Here is an 18,907-nt window from a genome sequence, read left to right as displayed (position 1 = left end):
CCTACCAGTGCGGCGGCTTGGTCACCGGCACGTCGGGTGCCGCCTGTTCCTCCAGCGCCAGGAAGCGGTCGGTCAGCGCGTCGAGCTTGCGCTGCATGCGCTCGATCACCTTCCACTGCTCGGCGATCTGGCCGGACAGTTCCTCGATGGTCTTCTCCTGCTCGGCGGAGCGGATCTCCAGCGTCGTCAGCCGGTCGGCGGGCATGGTCATGCAAAGTCCTCAGGTGTCGCGCGCAGTGTCAAATCGGCTTGCCATATTAGCGAATATGAGAGCTTCGGCCACGTTCGAAATTGACAAGCGCGCCGGGATTTGTCGAGAGTGGACGCTGCTCCGGCCAATTGGCACGGGCGGAGCGTCATGCTAGGCATTTTGACCAAGCGATAAAAAAATAAGAGTGGGACAGGCTGCATGGCGCATGCCGCGATTGAACTGGCCGCAATCGAACTGATTGGCATCAACAAGAGCTTTGGCGCCGTGCGCGCCAACCGCGACATCAACCTGGAAATCGCGCGCGGCACCATCCACGGCATCGTCGGCGAGAACGGCGCCGGCAAGTCGACGCTGATGTCGATTCTGTATGGCTTCTACCAGGCCGACAGCGGCGAGATCCGCGTCGGCGGCAAGCCGGCATCGATAACCACGCCCAACGATGCGATCGCGCTCGGCATCGGCATGGTGCACCAGCATTTCATGCTGGTCGACAATTTCTCGGTCCTGGAGAACGTCATCCTGGGCGCCGAAAGCGACGCCTTGCTGAAGAAAAGCATCGCCAAGGCGCGTTCCGAACTGGAGCGGCTGGAGCGTGAATACGGCCTCGAGGTCGATCCCGACGCCATCGTCGAGGAATTGCCGGTCGGCCTGCAGCAGCGCGTCGAGATCCTCAAGGCGCTTTATCGCGGCGCCGAGATCCTGATCCTCGACGAGCCGACGGGCGTGCTGACGCCGGCCGAGGCCGACCACCTCTTCCGCATCCTCAAGCAATTGAAGGAGCAGGGAAAGACGGTGGTGCTGATCACCCACAAATTGCGCGAGATCATGGCCATCACCGACACGGTTTCGGTGATGCGCCAGGGCACGATGGTGGCGACCAGGGAAACGAAGAAGACCACCGTCGCGGAACTGGCCGAGCTGATGGTCGGGCGCCGCGTGCTCTTGCGGGTGGAGAAGGGCGAAGCGGAAGCCGGCGCGGTAAAACTCGCGGTCAAGAACCTGACGGTCAAGGATTCCCGCGGCGTCACCATGGTCGACGACATCTCCTTCGACCTGCACGCCGGCGAGATCGTCGGCATCGCCGGTGTCGCCGGCAACGGCCAGTCCGAACTGCTCGAGGCGATCTCCGGCATCAGGCACGCCGTTTCCGGTTCGGTGATGCTCGAGGGCAAGCCGATCGATCTCACCGGCAAGGCCGATCCCGGCGAACTGCGCGACCGCGGCCTCGCCCATGTGCCTGAGGATCGCCATCATGTCGGGCTGGTGCTGGCCTTCGAGGAGAACGAGAATTCCATCCTCGGCTATCATGACGATCCCCGCTACCTCAGAGGACCCTTCCTCAACATCGATGCCATCGTTGCCGATGCCAAGGACAAGATCGAGAAATACGACATCCGCCCCGGCAATCCACGGCTGAAGACCGCCAACTTCTCCGGCGGCAACCAGCAGAAGATCGTGCTCGCGCGCGAAATCGAACAGGACCCCGGCGTTCTCATCGTCGGCCAGCCGACGCGCGGCGTCGACGTCGGCGCCATCGAGTTCATCCACAAGCGCCTGATCGCCATGCGCGACCAGGGCAAGGCCGTGCTGGTCGTGTCGGTCGAGCTCGATGAGATCCGCTCGCTCTCCGACCGCATCCTGGTCATGTTTGCCGGCCGCATCGTCGGCGAACGCGGCCCGGAGGCGAGCGAGGGCGAGCTCGGCCTGCTGATGGCGGGTGTTGACCGCCAGGAGGCGGCGCAATGAGCACGCCCTATGCCAAATTGCCGGCCTGGGCCGACTATGGGCTGATCCCGCTGATCAATCTGTCTGTGGCCTTCATCGTCGCGGGCTTCGTCGTGCTTCTGGTCGGCGAGAACCCGTTCCGTGCCGCCGTCATCCTGGTCGAGGGCGCCTTCGGCAAGGGAACAGGTATCGCCTTCACCCTCTTCTATGCCACCACCTTCATCTTCACCGGGCTTTCGGTGGCGGTGGCAGCGCATTGCGGCCTGTTCAACATCGGCACCGAGGGGCAGGCCTACATCGCCGGCCTTGGCATCGCCATCGTCTGTCTCTCCTTCGACAGCGTGCTGCCATGGTGGCTGACATTTCCGCTGGCCATCGTGGCTTCGGCGGCCGTGGGCGCCTTGTGGGCGCTGATCCCCGCCTATCTGCAGGCCAGGCGCGGCTCGCACATCGTCATCACCACCATCATGTTCAACTTCATCGCTGCTTCGATCATGGTCTACCTGCTGGTCGGCCCGTTGAAACCGGCAGCCTCGCAGGCGCCGCAGACGCGCAACTTCCTGGCGGGCGCGGAATTGCCGAAACTCAACTGGGTCATCGAGCTGTTCGGCGCCAAGATCCGCTCGGCACCACTCAACATCTCCTTCCTGCTCGCGCTGCTCATGGCCTTCCTGGTCTGGCTGCTGATCTGGCGCACCAAGCTCGGCTATGAGATGCGCACCTACGGCCACAGCCCAAAGGCGGCGCGCTATGCCGGCATTTCCGAAACCCGCATCATCATCACCGCCATGATGATCTCGGGTGCGCTCGCCGGCATGATGGCGCTCAACCCGGTGATGGGCGACCAGCACAATGTCGCGATCGACTTCGTCAGCGGCGCCGGTTTCGTCGGCATCGCCGTGGCGCTGATGGGTCGCCTGCACCCTGTCGGCATCGTGCTGGCGGCCATCCTGTTCGGCATGCTCTACCAGGGCGGCGCCGAACTCGCCTTCGAGATGCCTGCCATCAGCCGTGACATGATCGTGATCATCCAAGGGTTGGTCATCCTGTTCGCCGGTGCTCTCGAACACATGTTCAGGCCTTACATCCAGGCGCTGTTCGCCTCGCTCAGCCCGAGGTCGGTCGGCATGGAAGCGGTCAAGGGAAAAGGCGCCTGAGATGGACACCTTCAACGCCATCGTCCAGACGCTGGACTCCACCATCCGCCTCTCGGTGCCGCTGCTGCTCGCCTGCCTGGCCGGCCTCTATTCGGAACGCGCCGGCATCTTCGACATCGGCCTCGAAGGCAAGATGCTGGTCGGCGCCTTCGCCGGTGCGGCGGCCGCGTCGGTCTTCCATTCGGCCTTTCTCGGACTGGGCATGGCGATCCTGATCTCGGTCGCGTTCGCGATGATCCACGGCTTTGCCTCGATTACCCATCGCGGCAACCAGATCGTTTCCGGCGTGGCGATCAACTTCATCGCCGCCGGCTCGACCATCATCCTCGGCCAGGCCTGGTTCCAGCAAGGCGGGCGCACGCCGGCGCTGGAACCAGCCGAGCGGTTCGAGGCGATCACATGGCCCGGCGCCGAGACGATCCGCGACGTGCCGTTTCTCGGGCCGATCTATTCGGAACTGCTGTCGGGCCACTCGATACTGGTCTATCTCGCCTTCGCGATGGTGCCGTTCACCTGGTGGGTGCTGTTTCGCACGCGCTTCGGGCTGCGGCTGCGCGCGGTCGGCGAAAACCCAGCCGCCGTGGACACCGCCGGCATCTCGGTCGCCTGGCTGCGCTACAGGGCGCTGATCTGCACCGGCATCCTGACCGGCGTCGCCGGCGCCTATCTGTCGATGGTGCAGAATGGCGGCTTCGTGAAGGACATGACCGCCGGCAAGGGCTACATCGCGCTGGCCGCATTGATCTTTGCCAAGTGGAAGCCGGTCAACGCCATGTTCGCCTGCCTGCTGTTCGGCTTCCTCGACGCCCTGTCGATCCGCCTGCAAGGCTCGCCGCTGCCGCTCATCGGCAAGGTGCCGGTGCAGTTCATGCAGGCCCTGCCCTATATTCTCACCGTCATCCTGCTCGCCGGTTTCATCGGCAAGGCGATCCCGCCGCGCGCCGGCGGCGTGCCTTATGTCAAGGAACGCTGAGGATCGAGGGCGCGACGCAAAAGGCGCGCCGGCTTATGGACAAGATCATCGGAGAGAACACCGAAATGTCGCATGAATTATTCGAAGCGGCGAAGGCTGCCATGGCCAAGGCCTATGCCCCCTATTCGAAATTTCCGGTCGGTGCCGCACTTCGCACCGAGGACGGGCGCGTCTTCACGGGCGCCAATATCGAGGTCGCCTCCTATCCGGAAGGCTGGTGCGCCGAGACGACGGCGCTCGGCCATTACATCATGGGCGGCGGCGGCAAGATCATGGAAATCGCCGTCCTTGCCGAGCGCATGGCCAAATGCTCGCCTTGCGGCGGCTGCCGGCAGCGGCTGGCCGAATTCTGCCGTCCGGAAACGAAACTCTATCTCTGCGACAATGCGGGCGTCGCCGAAACCGTGACCATGGGCGACATGCTGCCTTACGGCTTTCGCGGCGACATGCTGAAATGAAGGAAGCGCTCGACCATCTGATCGAACGGCTGGACGGCCTGGCGCCGACCACGGCGCTGGTGCTGGGCTCTGGCCTGGGAGGGCTGGTCAGCCAGGTCGAGAACCCGATCCGTGTTTCCTATGCCGATCTGCCCGGCTTTCCCAGAAGCGGCGTTTCCGGCCATGCCGGAGAGGTGGTGGTCGGGCTGCTTGCCGGCACGCCGGTGCTGATGCTGTCGGGCCGCGCCCACTATTACGAGCACGGCAACGCGGCGGCGATGCGGCCGGTGCTGGAGGTGCTTGCCGGCACCGGCATCACCAAGCTGATCCTCACCAATGCCGCCGGCTCGGTCGATCCGGAGATGGGGTCGGGTTCGGTGATGCTGATATCGGACCACATCAATTTCTCCGGCACCAACCCGCTGATCGGCGAGCCGAGCGATCGCCGTTTCGTCGGCCTGACCGAAGCCTACGATGCCGGCATCCGCAAGGCGATCGAACAGGCGGCGAAGGCGACCGGCACGGCGCTGCACAAGGGCGTCTACATGTGGTTCTCCGGCCCGTGCTTCGAAACGCCGGCCGAGATCCGCATGGCGCGCATCATGGGCGCCAACGCGGTCGGCATGTCGACCGTGCCGGAAGTCATCCTTGCCCGCTTCCTTGGCCTGCGTGTCGCCGCCTGCTCGATCATCACCAATCTTGCCGCCGGCATGACCGGAGCCGAGCTTTCGCACCAGGAGACCAAGGATATGGCCCCGGTCGGCGGCGCGCGGCTGGCGACGATCCTAAAGCGTGTGTTCCGCGACGGACTGTTGGAGAACTGATGCTTCCGCAGGAAATCATCCGCCACAAGCGTGACGGCCACAGACTGCCGGCGCGCGAAATCGCCGACTTCATCGCTGGCGTAACCGATGGCGCCGTCACCGATGGCCAGGTCGCGGCTTTCGCCATGGCGGTGTTCTTCAACGGCATGAGCCGCGACGAGGCCGTGGCGTTGACATTGGCCATGCGCGATTCCGGCGACGTGCTCGACTGGTCGGACCTGCCCGGCCCGGTCACGGACAAACATTCGACAGGCGGCGTCGGCGACAACGTCTCGCTGATGCTGGCGCCGATCGTCGCTGCCTGCGGCGCTTATGTGCCGATGATATCCGGCCGCGGCCTCGGCCACACCGGCGGCACGCTGGACAAGATGGATTCCATCCCCGGCTACGCCAGCCAGCCCGACATCGCGCTGTTTCGCAGGGCCGTGCTGGAAGCGGGTTGCGCCATCATCGGCCAGACCGCGGACCTCGCGCCGGCCGACCGCCGGCTCTATGCCATCCGTGACGTGACCGGAACCGTGGAGTCGGTGCCGCTGATCACCGCCTCGATCCTGTCGAAGAAACTGGCGGCGGGCCTGGGCTCGCTGGTGCTCGACGTCAAGGTCGGCAATGGCGCCTTCATGGAGAAGTCGCGCGACGCGACGGCGCTCGCCAACAGCCTGGTCGAAGTCGCAAGCGGCGCCGGATTAAAAGTTTCGGCGTTGATCACCGGCATGAACGAACCGCTGGCCTCGGCCGCCGGCAATGCGGTCGAGGTGCGCAACGCCGTCGATTTCCTGACCGGCCGCCTTCGCGACCGGCGCCTGGAGGATGTGACGCTGGCGCTCGCCGCCGAAATGCTGCAGGCGGCGGGTCTGGTGCCGTCCAACCAGGACGGCATGCGGCGGGCCACCGAAACGCTTGCCAGCGGCCGCGCCGCCGCCACCTTCGCGCGCATGGTGACGGTGCTCGGCGGCCCCGCCGATTTCATCGACAAGCCGGAACGATATTTGCCCGTTGCGCCAACGGAACACGCGGTGAGAGCGATCGCGGACGGCTTCGTCACCGGCATTGCCACGCGCGATATCGGCCTTGCCGTGGTCGGGCTGGGCGGCGGCCGCACCCGACCAGACGACAAGGTCGACCCGGCGGTCGGCATCACCAGGCTGTTGCCGGTCGGCGCCGAGGTTCGAGCTGACGAGCCGCTGGCGCTGGTCCATGCCCGCTCGGTGTCCGACGCCGAAGCCGCGGCGGCAACGGTGCTTTCGGCCTATGCGATCGGCGCTTCCAAGCCGCCTGCCGACAAGTCGGTCATCCGGCGCATCCTGCCGCGTGGCTGATATGACCCAGCCCCGAACGGCCGTGCCCGCTCACTGGACAAGAAGCAGCGTGCCGTTTTCGGCCTGATATTTGCCCAGCCGATTGAGAAAGCTCATGCCGATCAAATTGGTGTGCAGCGCCTTGTCGTCGAGCACGATGGCCTGCACGTCGTTGACGGTGATGCTGCCGATCTGCAAGCGGTCGATCATCACCACCGGCGCCTTGATCGTGCCGTTGGCCGTGTTGACCTCATGACTGAAATCCGACGGGTTCAGCGACAATCCGATCCTGCGCGCCGTCGAGGTGTTGACGGCGACCAGTGTCGCTCCGGTATCGATCATGCCGTCGATCTGGCGTCCGTTCAGTTTGAAGGCCGACGAGAAATGCCCTCGCGCGTCGGCCGTGACGACAACCTTGCGGCCCATCGGCAACGGCGCCACCGGCTTGTCGGGAGCCGCTGCCAAGGCGACCTCCGGACGGGCGTCGGCCGCTGGCTTGGCCGTCACCGCCGTTTTCAGCAGGCTTTCGAACATCTGCGGATTCGACTGATAGACAATCGGGATGGATGCCGATGTACCGGCAAAGACGCTGAGGATAAGTAGCTTGCGCAGCATGGATCGGCCCCCGGCGCATGACCCCGAAAATCGAGATCGATTTCGGAAAGGATCACGCGCAAATCAAAGTGCCGCAGCGTCCGACAGGACGCGCGGCGCTGTCGTGAAGGCCGATTCTTAACGCCGGGATGGTGTTTGCCGTTTTAACGCCGCTCGAAACCGCGCCGTTGCGTAAACTTTCGGTAAATCACTTTGTCCCGTACATGCGGTCGCCGGCGTCGCCGAGGCCGGGCATGATGTAGCCCTTCTCGTTGAGCTGGCGATCGATGGAAGCCGTGAAGACGGGAACGTCGGGATGTGCCTTGGTGAAGCGCTCGATGCCTTCGGGCGCCGCCAGCAGGCACAGAAAGCGGATGTTGGTGGCGCCGCGCCCCTTCAACTTGTCGATCGCCGCGATGGCGGAATTGGCGGTGGCCAGCATCGGATCGACGACGATGACCAGCCGGTCGGCGAGGTCGCTCGGCGCCTTGAAGAAATATTCGACCGCCTCCAGCGTCTCATGGTCGCGATAGAGGCCGATATGGGCGACGCGGGCCGCCGGAACCAGGTCGAGCAGGCCTTCGAGCAAGCCATTGCCGGCGCGCAGCACCGAGGCGAAGACCAGCTTCTTGCCTTCCAGCGTCGGCGCCTCCATCGTTTCGATCGGCGTTTCGATGGTCGTCGTCGTGAGTTCGAGATTGCGTGTCACCTCATAGCCGAGCAGCAGCGAGATCTCGCGCAGCAGCCGCCGGAAACCGGCCGTCGAGGTCTCCTTCTTGCGCATGATGCTCAGCTTGTGCTGGACAAGCGGGTGGTCGACGACGGTGACGCCCTTCATGATGTGCTCCGACGTGGTTCGTGGTGAGTAGCCAATAGTGAGTAGTGAATAGTGAGCCGATTTGCGAGTCCCGATGCGCGCTCCGCCAAACTGCTCACTGCTGGCCACTCCCTGTCCACCCAGCCTTCATTCACCTGGCCTTCGCATCCAGCCGGCTGAGCAGCGTTGCCTTGGTCTTCCTGTCGACGAAAGCGGCCTCGATGGCCGTTCGGGTAACGGCCGCCAGCGCCTTCTCGTTCATCGAGAAATACTCGGCCGCAATGTCGTATTCGCGTTTCAGCGAGGTCCAGAAATAGGGCGGATCATCCGAGTTGAGCGTCACCTTGCAGCCGGCCGCGAGCAGGGCGGGGAACGGGTGGGCGGCGAAACTGTCGAACACTTTCAACGCAATGTTGGAGCCGGGACAGCATTCCAGCACCACGCCCTCATCGGCGATGCGCCGGACAAGATCGGGGTTTTCGATGGCGCGCACGCCATGGCCGATGCGCGACGGGCGGATGTGATCGAGCGCCGCCTGGACCGTCTCCCACCCCGTCAGTTCGCCTGCGTGAACGGTAATGCCGAGCCCGGCCTCGCGGGCGATTTCGAATGCCCTGACGTAGTCCTCCATCTCGCCGACCCTCTCGTCGCCGGCGACACCGAAGCCGGTTACCAGCGGATGTCCGCAGCGCGCGGCAAAGCGCGCTGCCTGCTCGATGGACTCGACGCCGGCATGGCGCACGCCGGTGACGATCATGCGGCCCTCGATGCCGGTCTTGGCCTTGGCGCGGGCCATGCCTTCGCCGAGCGCGTCAGTATAGGCCTTGGGCGACAGGCCCGCCTTCATGGCATGATCCGGCGAGGTGAAGACCTCTGAGTAGATGGCGCCGTCACGAGCCAGGCTGGTCAGATAATGGTCAGCCAGCCGCGCATAGTCTTCCTCGGTCCGGAACAGGTCGGAGGCGAAATCATAGGCGGCGAGAAAAGAGGTGAAATCGTGCCAGACGAAAGAGCCGTTCTGGATATAGGGCGAGATGTCCTTGCCGTATTTCTGCGCCTGTCGGATGACGAGTTCCGGTGCCGCTGCCCCTTCGATGTGGCAGTGCAGTTCCGCTTTCAAAGGCATTCAAACATCCCGTCGGTCAGTCCAGGTCTCGAAACCCGCCACCTGGAAGCGCGGCCGAACACCGCGCCTTAAACAATAGCGCCCGCACCATCGATCGGCTATGGTCCCGCCGGTTTTATGACGGATCAAAAAAATGTCAGTTGAGAGAACCACGGCCGCCGGCGGCATGGAAACCTCCTATGGTTTCAAGCGTGTAGGGGCAGGCGACAAGCAGCCCCTGGTCAACGATGTTTTCCACAAGGTCGCCAACCGCTACGACCTGATGAACGACCTGATGTCGGGCGGCCTGCACCGGCTGTGGAAGGATGCCATGGTAACCTGGCTCAATCCGCCGAAGCGGCCGGGCTGGCGCGTGCTCGATGTCGCCGGCGGCACCGGCGACATCGCCTTTCGCATCGTCGATGCCAGTCATGGGCATGCTCATGCCACCGTGCTCGACATCAACGGCTCGATGCTCGCCGTCGGTCGCGACAGGGCGCAAAAGAAAGGCATGTCCGGCAACACCGACTTCGTCGAAGCCAATGCCGAGGAACTGCCGTTCGCGGACGCCACCTTCGACGCCTACACCATCGCTTTCGGCATCCGCAACGTCCCCAGGATCGACGTCGCTCTCAGCGAAGCGTTGCGCGTGCTGAAGCCGGGCGGGCGATTCCTGTGCCTGGAATTTTCCGAGGTCGAGATGCCGTTGCTCGACAGGGTCTATGAGGCCTGGTCGTTCAAGGCCATTCCGAAGATCGGCAAGGCCGTCACCGGCGACGGCGAGCCTTATTCCTATCTGGTCGAGTCGATCGCGAAATTCCCCAACCAGGCGAATTTTGCTTCCATGATAACCCGCGCGGGCTTCGATCGGGTCTCGTTCCGCAACTATTCCGGCGGCATCGCCGCGCTTCATTCGGGCTGGAAACTTTGAGGCAGGCCCGGGCATGAGCACCGTCAGCGCTGGATTTCGGCTCATGCGGGCCGGCTGGGTGCTTGTGCGCGAGGGCGTCGTCGCCGCTTTGCCCGGCGAGGAACTGTCCGGCCTGCCGAAATTGGGCTGGCGGCTGGCGCGGCTGTTTACCCGCCGCCGCGCGCTCGCCTATGAGCGCAGCGATCGGCTGGCCAAGGCGGTGGTCCGGCTCGGGCCGTCCTATGTCAAGCTTGGCCAGTTTCTGGCGACACGACCCGATGTCGTCGGCAACGACATGGCGCTCGATCTCGCCATGCTGCAGGACAAGATGCACACCTTCCCGACGGCCGAGGCGGTGGCGGCCATCGAGGGCTCGCTCGGGCGCAAGCTCGGCGACCTCTACACGCAGTTCGGCGACCCGGTCGCCGCGGCCTCCATCGCCCAGGTCCATGCCGCTGAAACGGTCGATGGCGGCGTCGTCAGGAAGGTGGCGGTCAAGGTGATCCGGCCGGGCGTGCGCCGCCGCTTCTTCCAGGATCTCGAAAGCTATTTCCTCGCGGCCCGCCTGCAGGAGAAATACATCCCCTCCTCACGCCGGCTGCGGCCCGTGGAGGTGACCGAGACGCTGGCGCAGACCACCAAGATCGAGATGGACCTGCGCCTCGAGGCGGCCGCGCTTTCCGAACTTGGTCAAAGCACCAGGGAGGATTCGGGCTTTCGCGTCCCTTCCGTCGACTGGGAGCGCACCGGCCGCGACGTGCTGACCATGGAATGGGTCGACGGCATCAAGATGAACGACATCGCCGGACTCGCCGCCGCTGGACACGATCTGAGGGCAATCGCGGCCAACCTCATCCAGTCGTTCTTGCGCCATACGCTGCGCGACGGCTTCTTTCACGCCGACATGCATCCGGGCAACCTGTTCGTCGAGGCTGATGGCACGATCGTCGCGGTCGATCTCGGCATTGCCGGCAGGCTCGGCAAGAAGGAGCGCCGGTTCCTCGCCGAAATCCTCTACGGCTTCATCACGCGCGACTATCTGCGCGTCGCCGAGGTTCATTTCGAGGCCGGCTACGTGCCGCGCCAGCACAATGTCGCGGCCTTCGCCCAGGCAATCCGCGCCATCGGCGAGCCGATCCATGGCCAGCCGGCCGAAACCATTTCCATGGCCAAGCTTCTGACGCTGCTGTTCGAGGTGACCGAACTCTTCGACATGGCGACGCGGCCCGAACTGATCCTCCTGCAGAAAACCATGGTGGTGGTCGAGGGCGTGGCGCGCACGCTCGATCCGGCCTTCAACATGTGGAAGACCGCCGAACCCGTGGTCAGCGGCTGGATATCAGGAAATCTCGGACCAAGCGGCCTGCTGGCCGACGCCCGCGACGGCGGCAAGGCGATGCTGACGCTGATCCGCCAAGCCCCCGAGTTGGCAGCGCGAACCGAGCGGCTGTCGCGCGAGATCGACCTGATGGCCGAGCATGGCCTGCGCTTCGACGAGGCGACGGCCCGTGCCATCGGCAAGGCCGAAGCGCGCTACAACCGCTCCGGCCGCGTGGCGCTTTGGGTGATAGCCCTGACGCTGGTCTATATAGCCTGGAAGCTGCTCTAAGTGACTGCAATGACAGCGATGCTGTCATTGCAGTCGAAAGGCGGGATAGCTATATTGTGCGCAGGAGTGCGACTATGGCCAGGATTACTGTCCGGAATCTGGAAGATCATGTCATGCAGCGATTGCGTGAACGCGGTGCCGCGCGCGGCGTTTCCATGGAGCAGGAGGCGCGGGATGTGCTCGCGGCATCAGTTGGGCTTCCGACCACGAAAGGCTTCGATGGCGGACGCCTGACATTTAAGGACGAGGCCAAGGTTCAACCAATGGCAGGCAGGCAAAGTTAGCCATGGGTACCCTGACCATTCGCAATCTCGACGAGGATTTGAAACAAAGACTGCGCGAGCGGGCTGCCCGTCATGGTGTGTCGATGGAGCAGGAGGCAAGAAGTCTGCTGCTCAAGGAAGTGGCGCCCACCTTCAAAGGTGCCGAGGATTTCGTTACGGCGGAGGAGATCCTCGAATTCGGCCGGGAGCTGCAAAAAGTAGATTTTGATCAGAAGAAACTCGCTGATGATCTCTGGTCCTCCATGAGCCTCTCCGGCAAGCGCATCCTGCTCATCATCGGCGGCGGCATCGCCGCCTACAAGGCACTCGACCTGATCCGCCGTCTGCGTGAAAGGGGTGCGGCGGTGCGCGTGGTCATGACGTCGGCTGCGCGGGAATTCGTCACCACGCTGTCGGCCGGTGCGCTCTCGGCAGACCATGTCTTTACCGATCTCTTCGATCGCAATGACGAGCACGATGTCGGCCATATCAGGCTGTCGCGCGAGGCCGATCTGCTGGTCGTGGCGCCCGCCACCGCCGACCTGATGGCCAAGCTCGCCAACGGCCACGCCAATGATCTTGCCTCCACCGTGCTCCTGGCCACCGACAAGCCGGTGTTGATGGCGCCGGCCATGAACCCCAGGATGTGGGCGCATCCGGCGACGCGGCGCAACCGTGCGGCGCTGCACAAGGATGGCATCACCTTTGTTGGCCCCGCCAAAGGCGAGATGGCCGAGAGCAACGAGGCTGGCGAAGGCCGCATGGCCGAGCCGCTGGAGATCGTCGCCGCCATCGAGGCGCTGCTCGATACCGGACCCAAGCGGCTGGCCGGCAAGAAGATCATCGTCACGTCAGGCCCGACGCACGAGCCGATCGACCCCGTTCGCTACATCGCCAACCGATCGTCCGGCAAGCAGGGCCATGCCATAGCGGCGGCATTGGCCAGGCTCGGCGCCGACGTGAGGCTGGTCTCCGGTCCCGTCAGCATCGCCGATCCGGCTGGTGTGAAAACCATCCACGTCGAGCGGGCGCAGGAAATGCGCGATGCCGTGGAACAGCTTCTACCGGCCGATGCGGCGGTATTCGTCGCCGCCGTCGCCGATTGGCGCACCGACAGCCCAGCCGGCGAGAAGATCAAGAAAGCGCCGGGCGAAGGCCCGCCGGTGCTGCGCATGATCGAGAACCCCGACATCCTTGCGGGCGTCGGGCATCACAAGCAGCGGCCGGCGCTGGTGGTCGGCTTCGCCGCCGAGACGCAGGACCTTTTGCGCAACGCCGAAGCCAAGCTGAGGAAGAAGGGCGCCGACTTCATTGTCGCCAACGACGTGTCGCAGACCAGCGGCGTCGGCCCATCCGGTGTGATGGGCGGCGACCGCAACCGTGTTCGCATCGTCTCGAAGACCGGCGTCGAGGAATGGCCCGAGATGAGCAAGGACGAAGTCGCGGCCCGGCTCGCCACCCTGATCGCAGAACGGCTGAAAACGATCGTGGTTTGACGAGCTGGATCGTCGGAATTCCGCAAAAACAAAGGTTTAGCGCGGGCTGGCGATTCTATCGAACGCTGAACGTGTTAGTCGGCAAGAAGCTCCGCGGTCCGTGCAAGCGCACTGCCGAAGCCATTGAGCGGAATGGAGAAGCTAACCGCTTGCCCCGTATCCGCCGCGAAGGCATCGACCTTCAAGGTGGTGCCCGCCTTGAGCACGGGGACGACATTGGCATCGAACGCCACCGGCACCAGGCAGCCGACAGCCTGGCAAGTGTTAAACTGCAGGCTGCCGTCCAGCTTCTGGTCGTCGATCGTTAGGCTGACGCCCTTGGCGAGCGCCAGGCCGAACGGCAAAGCGAGCGTGCCGGTCGCGTCTTCGCCCGTCTTGCTCGACAGCTCTATCGCCAGCAGACGCTGGTTGCTTTGCTTGTTGAACTGCTGGTGTGACAGGCTGCATGCCTTGGCCGCGCCCGATATCTGGCAGTTGACCGCCCAGTCGCCGTGGGTTTCGGACAAGGCCGATGCGCCGCCGGGCAGCTGTGGCTGGTTGGCGGCGGGCGCGGCCGCCGCTTTGTCGCCTTTTGTCTGCGCCGCCGTGGCCGGAAGACCGGCGATGCAGGCAGCCGCCAGCATCGCCAGCAGATACGCATGCTTCCTCATAAGGACCCCTTTTGCCCGGCTCCATCCCTGAGCCAGCTGGATGCTGACCCTGAGGACGCACTGTCGGCGTTCTGTTTGACCGTTTCCTCGAAGGCGCCGTTGCATCCGACGGACATGCCGACGCCGTTGACGCCATGGAATTCGAGGCCAGCGTCAACCCGATAGAGCGGTGAATCGACCGCTTCCGTCAAGTGCGATGCGGGCGGCGGGGCAGATTCTCCTCCGCCGCGAAGGGGGCGCGATCACGCGATTTCCTGTTAATCGGCACTCTGGCGTGGCACGAGGGGACAAACGCACTATATGTAGAGTGAATTTTGTTTGTGCGGGAATGAGCAGATGTTGGCGCTTCGGCCATCAACGGTTTTCATGACGGCGGCATTGGCAGCCTCGACGCTGGCGGGCATCCGTCTGCCTGCTTCCGCGCAGGTGCTCATTCCCTCCGTCGACAACAACGCGTTGATCCAGCAGAACGATCTGCAGGCCTTGCAAAACCGTGTCCAGCGGCAGCAGTTTCAGCAACAGCAGCAACAGAATCGAGCTCAGGACCGGGTGATCGTGCAACAGCCGCCGCCCATCGTGCCGCGGGTCAGGCCGAACTGCCAGACCCAGATAATCGGCAACACCGCCGTAAGCACCTGCCGCTGAGGCGGGCTTCCCTTTTATTTAGCCGACTTACATGGTAGGGGCGTTCAGGTGCCCCTGCCGCAGTTTGAGTTTTGTAACGACACCGCGTCACGGTATGGGCACTGCACCGACTGGATTTTCGAATGGCAGCCACCAAGAAAAAGGCCGTGCGCAAGGCCAAGAAGGGCGAGACGATCCGCCAGGTCGCGGCTATCCCTTTTCGGCTGGACCAGCGCGGCGACATCGAGGTCATGCTGGTCACCTCGCGCACCACCAGGCGCTTCATCGTACCCAAGGGCTGGCCGATGAAAGGCAAGAGCGGACGCAAGGCGGCCACCATCGAGGCGCAGGAAGAAGCGGGCGTGCTCGGCAAGACCCTGAAGCAGCCGGCGGGCACCTATTCCTATTGGAAGCGGCTGGCCAACCGGTTCGTGCGCGTCGATGTCATCGTCTATCTGTTGGAAGTAACGCAAGAGCTTGCCGACTGGCAGGAAGCCAAACGGCGGCAACGGGCCTGGCTGGCGCCGGCCGATGCGGCCATGCTCATCGACGAACCCGAACTTTCGACGCTGGTAAGGACCTTGAAGCTTCCCCAGCCGGCACAAATCGGCCCTACGTAAAGGCCTCACGCCCCGGCGCCGTCCTCTTCGGGGAGCGGTCGCACTGGCGTCCCGGCATAGGCCCACAGCCATTCGCGTGGCAGCGGACCTTTGTTCCGCTCGGCTTGCTGGGATTGTTCCCAGGCATGCGCCAGGATGCCGACCGAGCGCGACAGCACGAAAAGCCCCCGCGTTAGCGGTGGCGGAAAGCCGAGCTCGCCGTAAATGACGGCGGTCGCGCCATCGATGTTGAGCGGTATCTTTTTGCCCTTGCGTCGCGCGACCTCCGCCTCGATCGCCTCGGCGATGTCGGCGAAGCGGCCATTGATCACGCCGCGCGCGGCAAACTCCCGCGTCAGTTCCATCAGGCGCGGCGCGCGCGGGTCGACCGGATGGAAGCGATGGCCCAGCCCCGGCACGTAGCCCTTTTCCCCGGCGAAGAACCGGTCAAGCCGTCCCGAGACAGCCTCTTTCAGCGTCGTGCCGCCATCGAGCGCCGCGGCAATGTCGCCATAGAAGGCAAGCGCCTGCTCGCCGGCGCCGCCATGGACGTCGCCAAGCACGTTGATGGCCGAAGCCATGGCGCTGTTGATGCCGACACCGCAGGTCGCCGCCATGCGGGCGATGGCGATCGACGGCGCCTGCGGCCCGTGGTCGACTGCGGCGCCCAGCGCAATGCCGAGCAGCGCGGCCTGTTCCTCGCTGGGCAATTCGCCGCGCAGCATCAGCCAGATGACAGCCGGGAAGCTGACGCGGCCGATCAGGTCCTGGATTTCATAGCCGCGCAGCCGGATGACGCCCGGCCGCATTTCGATAATGCCGGTCTGCCACCACTCCTCTGCACGCTCGCGGCCCGTCTTTTGCTCACTCATATCGTCTTTTGCTCGTTCATGTGAATGCCTTTGTCTTCGCTCGCGGCGACAGGCCGGCGAAAACCTCGTCCATGTGCTCGCCCAGGGCCGGTGGCGGGGAGGCCGGCAATGGAGCCGTGCCATCGACCATGAAGCCGCCGCGCAGAACCGTCAGCGGTCTCTCCATGTCAGCCACGCCGTCGAAAGCCCTGGTCATCTGGCGCTCCAGCACCTGCGGTTCGGCCAGCACTTGCGGGATCGTCAGCACCCTGCCCGCCGGCACCCCGGCGCGGTTCAGTTTTTCTTCCCACGCAGCCGCCGGGCCATTCGCCAGGGCCCCCTCGATCTCGATCTTCAGCGCCGCACGGTTCCGCTTGCGCGTCTCGCGCTCGGCAAAGCGTGGATCCGACGCCAGCTCCGGCCGTTCGATAAGCCGGCAAAGCGTTACGAACTGCTCCTGCTTGTTGGCGGCGATGTTGAGCAGACCGTCGCCGGTGCGAAAGGCGCCCGACGGTGCCGCCGTCATGTTCTCATTGCCCATCGGCTTGGGATCGACCCCGGCCGTCAGATAGTTGGAAACCGGCCAGCCAAGCGCCGACAATGTGCATTCAAGCATCGACACGTCGAGAAAAGCACCCTCGCCGCTCGTCTTCTGCCTTACCAGCGCCGAGACGATGGCGAAGGCCCCGACCAGTCCGCCCAGCGTGTCGGCGACGGGATAGCCGACCCGCAAGGGTGCCGTCTCCGGCGTGCCGGTGATGCTCATAATGCCCGAAAGGCCCTGGATGATCTGGTCATAGGCCGGATTGTCGCGCATCGGCCCGGTCTGGCCAAAGCCCGATATCGCGCAGTAGACAAGGCTGGGGCGAACCGCCTTCAGCGCCTCGTAACCGAGGCCAAGCCGGTCCATGACGCCGGGGCGGAAGTTTTCCACCAGCGCATCGGCGCTGGCGACCAGGTCGAGGAAGCGTTCGCGCTCGGCTTCCTTCTTGAGGTCGAGCGCGACGGAGCGTTTGCCGGCATTCTGAGCCAGGAACGAAGCTCCCATGCCGGCCTGGTTGAGTTCCGGCGAACCGCCGAGCTGTCGCGCCAGGTCGCCGCCTTGCGGCGCCTCGACCTTGATGACGTCGGCGCCGAGCAGCGCCAACTGGTAGGCGCAGTAGGGCCCGGCCAGGACGTTGGTCAGGTCGAGCACGCGAATGCCGGAAAGCAGGTCTGTCATGTCACTTCAAATCGATCAGGCATCGCCCGGCACATGCTCCGGCCCCCGCAATCGGCGGCGTTCGATGTAGGCCCAGATATGCGGCCCGACCAGGCCGATGAAGGCCAGCGTCAGCAGGGTCAGCGACAGCGGGTGCTTGTAGAACACCGACCAGTCGCCGTTCGAGATCGTCATGGCGCGGCGGAATTGAGTTTCGGCGAGCGGTCCCAGGATCATGCCGATGATGACGGGCGCGGTCGGGAAATCGAAGCGCCGCATCAGGAAGCCGGCAGCACCCAGGAGATAGAGGATGGCGAGGTCGATCGGCGACTGCGAAATGCCGTAGGTGCCGACGGTGGCGAAAACCAGGATGCCGGCATAGAGCTGCGGCGCCGGGATCTTCAGCAGCCGCACCCAAAGCCCGATCAGCGGCAGATTGAGGATGACGAGAATGACGTTGGCGATGAACAGGCTGGCGATCAGTCCCCAGACCAGGTTGCCTTGTGTCGTCAGAAGCAGCGGGCCTGGATTGATGCCGTAGCTCTGGAAGGCCGAAAGCATGATTGCCGCCGTCGCCGAGGTCGGCAGCCCGAGCGTCAGCATCGGCACCAGCACGCCGGCGGCCGAGGCATTGTTGGCGGCCTCCGGACCGGCTACCCCCTCGATGGCGCCAACCGTGCCGAATTCCTGCTTGTGCTTCGAAAGCTTCTTTTCGATGGCATAGGACAGGAAGGTCGGGATCTCGGCGCCGCCGGCCGGCATGGCGCCGATCGGGAAGCCGATCGCGGCGCCGCGCAACCAGGGCTTCCACGAGCGCCTCCATTCGGCCGCCGTCATATAGAGCGAGCCCTTCAGCGGCACGATCTCGTCCTTGCCAGCATAACGGCGCGAGGCCATGTAGAGCGTCTCACCGACGGCGAACAGGCCGACGGCGGCGATGATGACGTCGACGCCGTCGAGCAGTTCGGTCATGCCGAAGGTGAAGCGCGGCTGGCCGGTCTGCAGGTCGACCCCGATCATGCCGATAACAAAGCCGGCGAACAGGCTGGTCAAGCCGCGCACCGAGGACGAGCCCAGCACCGCCGAAACCGTGATGAAGGCCAGCACCATCAGCGAGAAATATTCGGCCGGGCCGAAGGCCAGCGCGAACCTGACCACGATAGGCGCCAGGAAGGCGACGCCCAGCGTGCCGAGAGTGCCGGCGACGAAGGAGCCGATCGCCGAGGTGGCAAGTGCGGCGCCGCCGCGCCCGGACCGGGCCATCTTGTTGCCTTCCAGCGCGGTGACGATGGTAGCGCTTTCGCCTGGCGTGTTGAGCAGGATCGAGGTCGTCGAGCCGCCATACATGGCCCCGTAATAGATGCCGGCAAACAGGATGAAGGAGGCCTCCGGCGCAACCTGGTAGGTGATCGGCAGAAGCAGCGCGATGGTCAGCGCCGGTCCGAGGCCGGGCAGCACGCCGATGGCGGTGCCAAGCGTGGTGCCGAGCAGGCACCACAGAAGGTTGACCGGAGTGAAGGCGACGGCGAAACCGTGTGCCAGATGGCCTAGCGTTTCCATGGC

20 protein-coding genes are annotated in these 18,907 nt (G+C 64.5%); 12 read left to right on the top strand and 8 right to left on the bottom strand.

From position 1 onward, the window contains the following. Position 1: 1 nt before the first annotated feature. Positions 2-211, bottom strand: coding sequence for a SlyX family protein (locus FJ946_RS11610; RefSeq protein WP_140513732.1), 210 nt, complete (start codon positions 209-211; stop codon positions 2-4). 213 nt (positions 212-424) lie between these two features. Here FJ946_RS11610 and FJ946_RS11605 point away from each other — a divergent pair, with 213 nt between their 5' ends. The 6 genes from FJ946_RS11605 to deoA all read left to right on the top strand — a co-directional run bounded on the left by FJ946_RS11605 (position 425) and on the right by deoA (position 6,646). After that, positions 425-1,957 (top strand): ABC transporter ATP-binding protein, encoded by a 1,533-nt coding sequence (locus tag FJ946_RS11605; protein ID WP_140566353.1) that lies wholly within the window; start codon positions 425-427, stop codon positions 1,955-1,957. Continuing rightward, positions 1,954-3,093 (top strand): ABC transporter permease, encoded by a 1,140-nt coding sequence (locus FJ946_RS11600; RefSeq protein WP_140513733.1) that lies wholly within the window; start codon positions 1,954-1,956, stop codon positions 3,091-3,093. The genes FJ946_RS11605 and FJ946_RS11600 overlap by 4 nt, the downstream gene beginning before the upstream one ends. Position 3,094: 1 nt before the next feature. Beyond that, the gene (locus tag FJ946_RS11595) at positions 3,095-4,066 is read left to right on the top strand and encodes an ABC transporter permease (RefSeq protein ID WP_140496358.1); all 972 of its coding nucleotides are present in this window, start codon (positions 3,095-3,097) and stop codon (positions 4,064-4,066) included. A gap of 65 nt (positions 4,067-4,131) precedes the next feature. Next, complete coding sequence (gene cdd / locus FJ946_RS11590) at positions 4,132-4,524, top strand: cytidine deaminase (RefSeq protein ID WP_140522725.1); 393 nt, start codon at positions 4,132-4,134, stop codon at positions 4,522-4,524. Further along, complete coding sequence (locus tag FJ946_RS11585) at positions 4,521-5,327, top strand: purine-nucleoside phosphorylase (protein ID WP_140522472.1); 807 nt, start codon at positions 4,521-4,523, stop codon at positions 5,325-5,327. The genes cdd and FJ946_RS11585 overlap by 4 nt, the downstream gene beginning before the upstream one ends. Next, on the top strand, positions 5,327-6,646 hold the full coding sequence (gene deoA, locus FJ946_RS11580) for a thymidine phosphorylase (protein WP_140566132.1): 1,320 nt from the start codon (positions 5,327-5,329) through the stop codon (positions 6,644-6,646). The genes FJ946_RS11585 and deoA overlap by 1 nt, the downstream gene beginning before the upstream one ends. 30 nt (positions 6,647-6,676) lie before the next feature. Here deoA and FJ946_RS11575 read toward each other — a convergent pair whose 3' ends face one another. The 3 genes from FJ946_RS11575 to FJ946_RS11565 all read right to left on the bottom strand — a co-directional run bounded on the left by FJ946_RS11575 (position 6,677) and on the right by FJ946_RS11565 (position 9,162). Continuing rightward, positions 6,677-7,240 carry a TIGR02281 family clan AA aspartic protease gene (locus FJ946_RS11575; RefSeq protein ID WP_140566130.1) on the bottom strand — a complete coding sequence of 188 codons (564 nt, stop codon included), beginning with the start codon at positions 7,238-7,240 and terminating at the stop codon, positions 6,677-6,679. A gap of 187 nt (positions 7,241-7,427) precedes the next feature. After that, positions 7,428-8,057 (bottom strand): uracil phosphoribosyltransferase, encoded by a 630-nt coding sequence (gene upp / locus FJ946_RS11570; protein WP_140496366.1) that lies wholly within the window; start codon positions 8,055-8,057, stop codon positions 7,428-7,430. A 130-nt stretch (positions 8,058-8,187) separates the two neighbouring features. Further along, positions 8,188-9,162, bottom strand: a complete 975-nt coding sequence (locus FJ946_RS11565; RefSeq protein ID WP_140513737.1) for an adenosine deaminase — start codon at positions 9,160-9,162, stop codon at positions 8,188-8,190. A gap of 133 nt (positions 9,163-9,295) precedes the next feature. Here FJ946_RS11565 and ubiE point away from each other — a divergent pair, with 133 nt between their 5' ends. From ubiE to coaBC, 4 genes are all read left to right on the top strand, one after another. Next, the gene (gene ubiE, locus FJ946_RS11560) at positions 9,296-10,072 is read left to right on the top strand and encodes a bifunctional demethylmenaquinone methyltransferase/2-methoxy-6-polyprenyl-1,4-benzoquinol methylase UbiE (protein WP_140513738.1); all 777 of its coding nucleotides are present in this window, start codon (positions 9,296-9,298) and stop codon (positions 10,070-10,072) included. Positions 10,073-10,085: 13 nt separating this feature from the next. Next, on the top strand, positions 10,086-11,660 hold the full coding sequence (gene ubiB / locus FJ946_RS11555) for a 2-polyprenylphenol 6-hydroxylase (protein ID WP_140566124.1): 1,575 nt from the start codon (positions 10,086-10,088) through the stop codon (positions 11,658-11,660). Between the two features lie 74 nt (positions 11,661-11,734). Beyond that, positions 11,735-11,944, top strand: a complete 210-nt coding sequence (locus FJ946_RS11550) for a plasmid stabilization protein (RefSeq protein WP_140496375.1) — start codon at positions 11,735-11,737, stop codon at positions 11,942-11,944. A gap of 2 nt (positions 11,945-11,946) precedes the next feature. Continuing rightward, on the top strand, positions 11,947-13,419 hold the full coding sequence (coaBC, locus tag FJ946_RS11545; protein WP_210240090.1) for a bifunctional phosphopantothenoylcysteine decarboxylase/phosphopantothenate--cysteine ligase CoaBC: 1,473 nt from the start codon (positions 11,947-11,949) through the stop codon (positions 13,417-13,419). 74 nt (positions 13,420-13,493) lie between these two features. Here the strand turns inward: coaBC and FJ946_RS11540 are convergent, their stop codons facing one another. Beyond that, positions 13,494-14,042, bottom strand: coding sequence for an invasion associated locus B family protein (locus tag FJ946_RS11540; protein WP_246673084.1), 549 nt, complete (start codon positions 14,040-14,042; stop codon positions 13,494-13,496). 393 nt (positions 14,043-14,435) lie between these two features. Here FJ946_RS11540 and FJ946_RS11535 point away from each other — a divergent pair, with 393 nt between their 5' ends. Then, a complete protein-coding gene (locus tag FJ946_RS11535) occupies positions 14,436-14,714 on the top strand; it encodes a hypothetical protein (protein ID WP_224618054.1) in 279 nt (92 codons plus the stop codon). A gap of 122 nt (positions 14,715-14,836) precedes the next feature. Further along, on the top strand, positions 14,837-15,313 hold the full coding sequence (locus tag FJ946_RS11530; RefSeq protein WP_140496381.1) for an NUDIX hydrolase: 477 nt from the start codon (positions 14,837-14,839) through the stop codon (positions 15,311-15,313). A 5-nt stretch (positions 15,314-15,318) separates the two neighbouring features. Here FJ946_RS11530 and FJ946_RS11525 read toward each other — a convergent pair whose 3' ends face one another. From FJ946_RS11525 to FJ946_RS11515, 3 genes are read right to left on the bottom strand one after another with little or no spacing between them, the layout of a single operon-like run. Then, entirely contained in the window at positions 15,319-16,164 is an 846-nt protein-coding gene (locus tag FJ946_RS11525) for a citryl-CoA lyase (RefSeq protein WP_140496383.1), read from the bottom strand. Between the two features lie 16 nt (positions 16,165-16,180). Then, a complete protein-coding gene (locus FJ946_RS11520; RefSeq protein WP_140566121.1) occupies positions 16,181-17,365 on the bottom strand; it encodes a CoA transferase in 1,185 nt (394 codons plus the stop codon). Positions 17,366-17,380: 15 nt separating this feature from the next. Continuing rightward, complete coding sequence (locus tag FJ946_RS11515) at positions 17,381-18,904, bottom strand: tripartite tricarboxylate transporter permease (protein WP_140556474.1); 1,524 nt, start codon at positions 18,902-18,904, stop codon at positions 17,381-17,383. Between the last annotated feature and the right edge of the window lie 3 nt (positions 18,905-18,907).

The sequence above is a fragment of the Mesorhizobium sp. B2-4-7 genome (assembly GCF_006442685.1).
Taxonomy (GTDB): Bacteria; Pseudomonadota; Alphaproteobacteria; order Rhizobiales; family Rhizobiaceae; genus Mesorhizobium.
This window is presented reverse-complemented; position numbering and strand designations above follow the sequence as displayed.

What these genes read in the sequence shown, in the direction of transcription:
- FJ946_RS11575 (WP_140566130.1), bottom strand. Translation starts at nt 7,240, where the DNA reads ATGCTGCGCAAGCTACTTATCCTCAGCGTCTTTGCCGGTACATCGGCA.
- upp (WP_140496366.1), bottom strand. Translation starts at nt 8,057, where the DNA reads ATGAAGGGCGTCACCGTCGTCGACCACCCGCTTGTCCAGCACAAGCTG.
- FJ946_RS11610 (WP_140513732.1), bottom strand. Translation starts at nt 211, where the DNA reads ATGACCATGCCCGCCGACCGGCTGACGACGCTGGAGATCCGCTCCGCC.
- FJ946_RS11595 (WP_140496358.1), top strand. Translation starts at nt 3,095, where the DNA reads ATGGACACCTTCAACGCCATCGTCCAGACGCTGGACTCCACCATCCGC.
- FJ946_RS11525 (WP_140496383.1), bottom strand. Translation starts at nt 16,164, where the DNA reads ATGAGTGAGCAAAAGACGGGCCGCGAGCGTGCAGAGGAGTGGTGGCAG.
- FJ946_RS11520 (WP_140566121.1), bottom strand. Translation starts at nt 17,365, where the DNA reads ATGACAGACCTGCTTTCCGGCATTCGCGTGCTCGACCTGACCAACGTC.
- FJ946_RS11530 (WP_140496381.1), top strand. Translation starts at nt 14,837, where the DNA reads ATGGCAGCCACCAAGAAAAAGGCCGTGCGCAAGGCCAAGAAGGGCGAG.
- FJ946_RS11540 (WP_246673084.1), bottom strand. Translation starts at nt 14,042, where the DNA reads ATGCTGGCGGCTGCCTGCATCGCCGGTCTTCCGGCCACGGCGGCGCAG.
- FJ946_RS11565 (WP_140513737.1), bottom strand. Translation starts at nt 9,162, where the DNA reads ATGCCTTTGAAAGCGGAACTGCACTGCCACATCGAAGGGGCAGCGGCA.
- FJ946_RS11515 (WP_140556474.1), bottom strand. Translation starts at nt 18,904, where the DNA reads ATGGAAACGCTAGGCCATCTGGCACACGGTTTCGCCGTCGCCTTCACT.
- ubiE (WP_140513738.1), top strand. Translation starts at nt 9,296, where the DNA reads ATGTCAGTTGAGAGAACCACGGCCGCCGGCGGCATGGAAACCTCCTAT.
- FJ946_RS11550 (WP_140496375.1), top strand. Translation starts at nt 11,735, where the DNA reads ATGGCCAGGATTACTGTCCGGAATCTGGAAGATCATGTCATGCAGCGA.
- FJ946_RS11585 (WP_140522472.1), top strand. Translation starts at nt 4,521, where the DNA reads ATGAAGGAAGCGCTCGACCATCTGATCGAACGGCTGGACGGCCTGGCG.
- cdd (WP_140522725.1), top strand. Translation starts at nt 4,132, where the DNA reads ATGTCGCATGAATTATTCGAAGCGGCGAAGGCTGCCATGGCCAAGGCC.
- FJ946_RS11600 (WP_140513733.1), top strand. Translation starts at nt 1,954, where the DNA reads ATGAGCACGCCCTATGCCAAATTGCCGGCCTGGGCCGACTATGGGCTG.
- FJ946_RS11535 (WP_224618054.1), top strand. Translation starts at nt 14,436, where the DNA reads ATGACGGCGGCATTGGCAGCCTCGACGCTGGCGGGCATCCGTCTGCCT.
- deoA (WP_140566132.1), top strand. Translation starts at nt 5,327, where the DNA reads ATGCTTCCGCAGGAAATCATCCGCCACAAGCGTGACGGCCACAGACTG.
- ubiB (WP_140566124.1), top strand. Translation starts at nt 10,086, where the DNA reads ATGAGCACCGTCAGCGCTGGATTTCGGCTCATGCGGGCCGGCTGGGTG.
- coaBC (WP_210240090.1), top strand. Translation starts at nt 11,947, where the DNA reads ATGGGTACCCTGACCATTCGCAATCTCGACGAGGATTTGAAACAAAGA.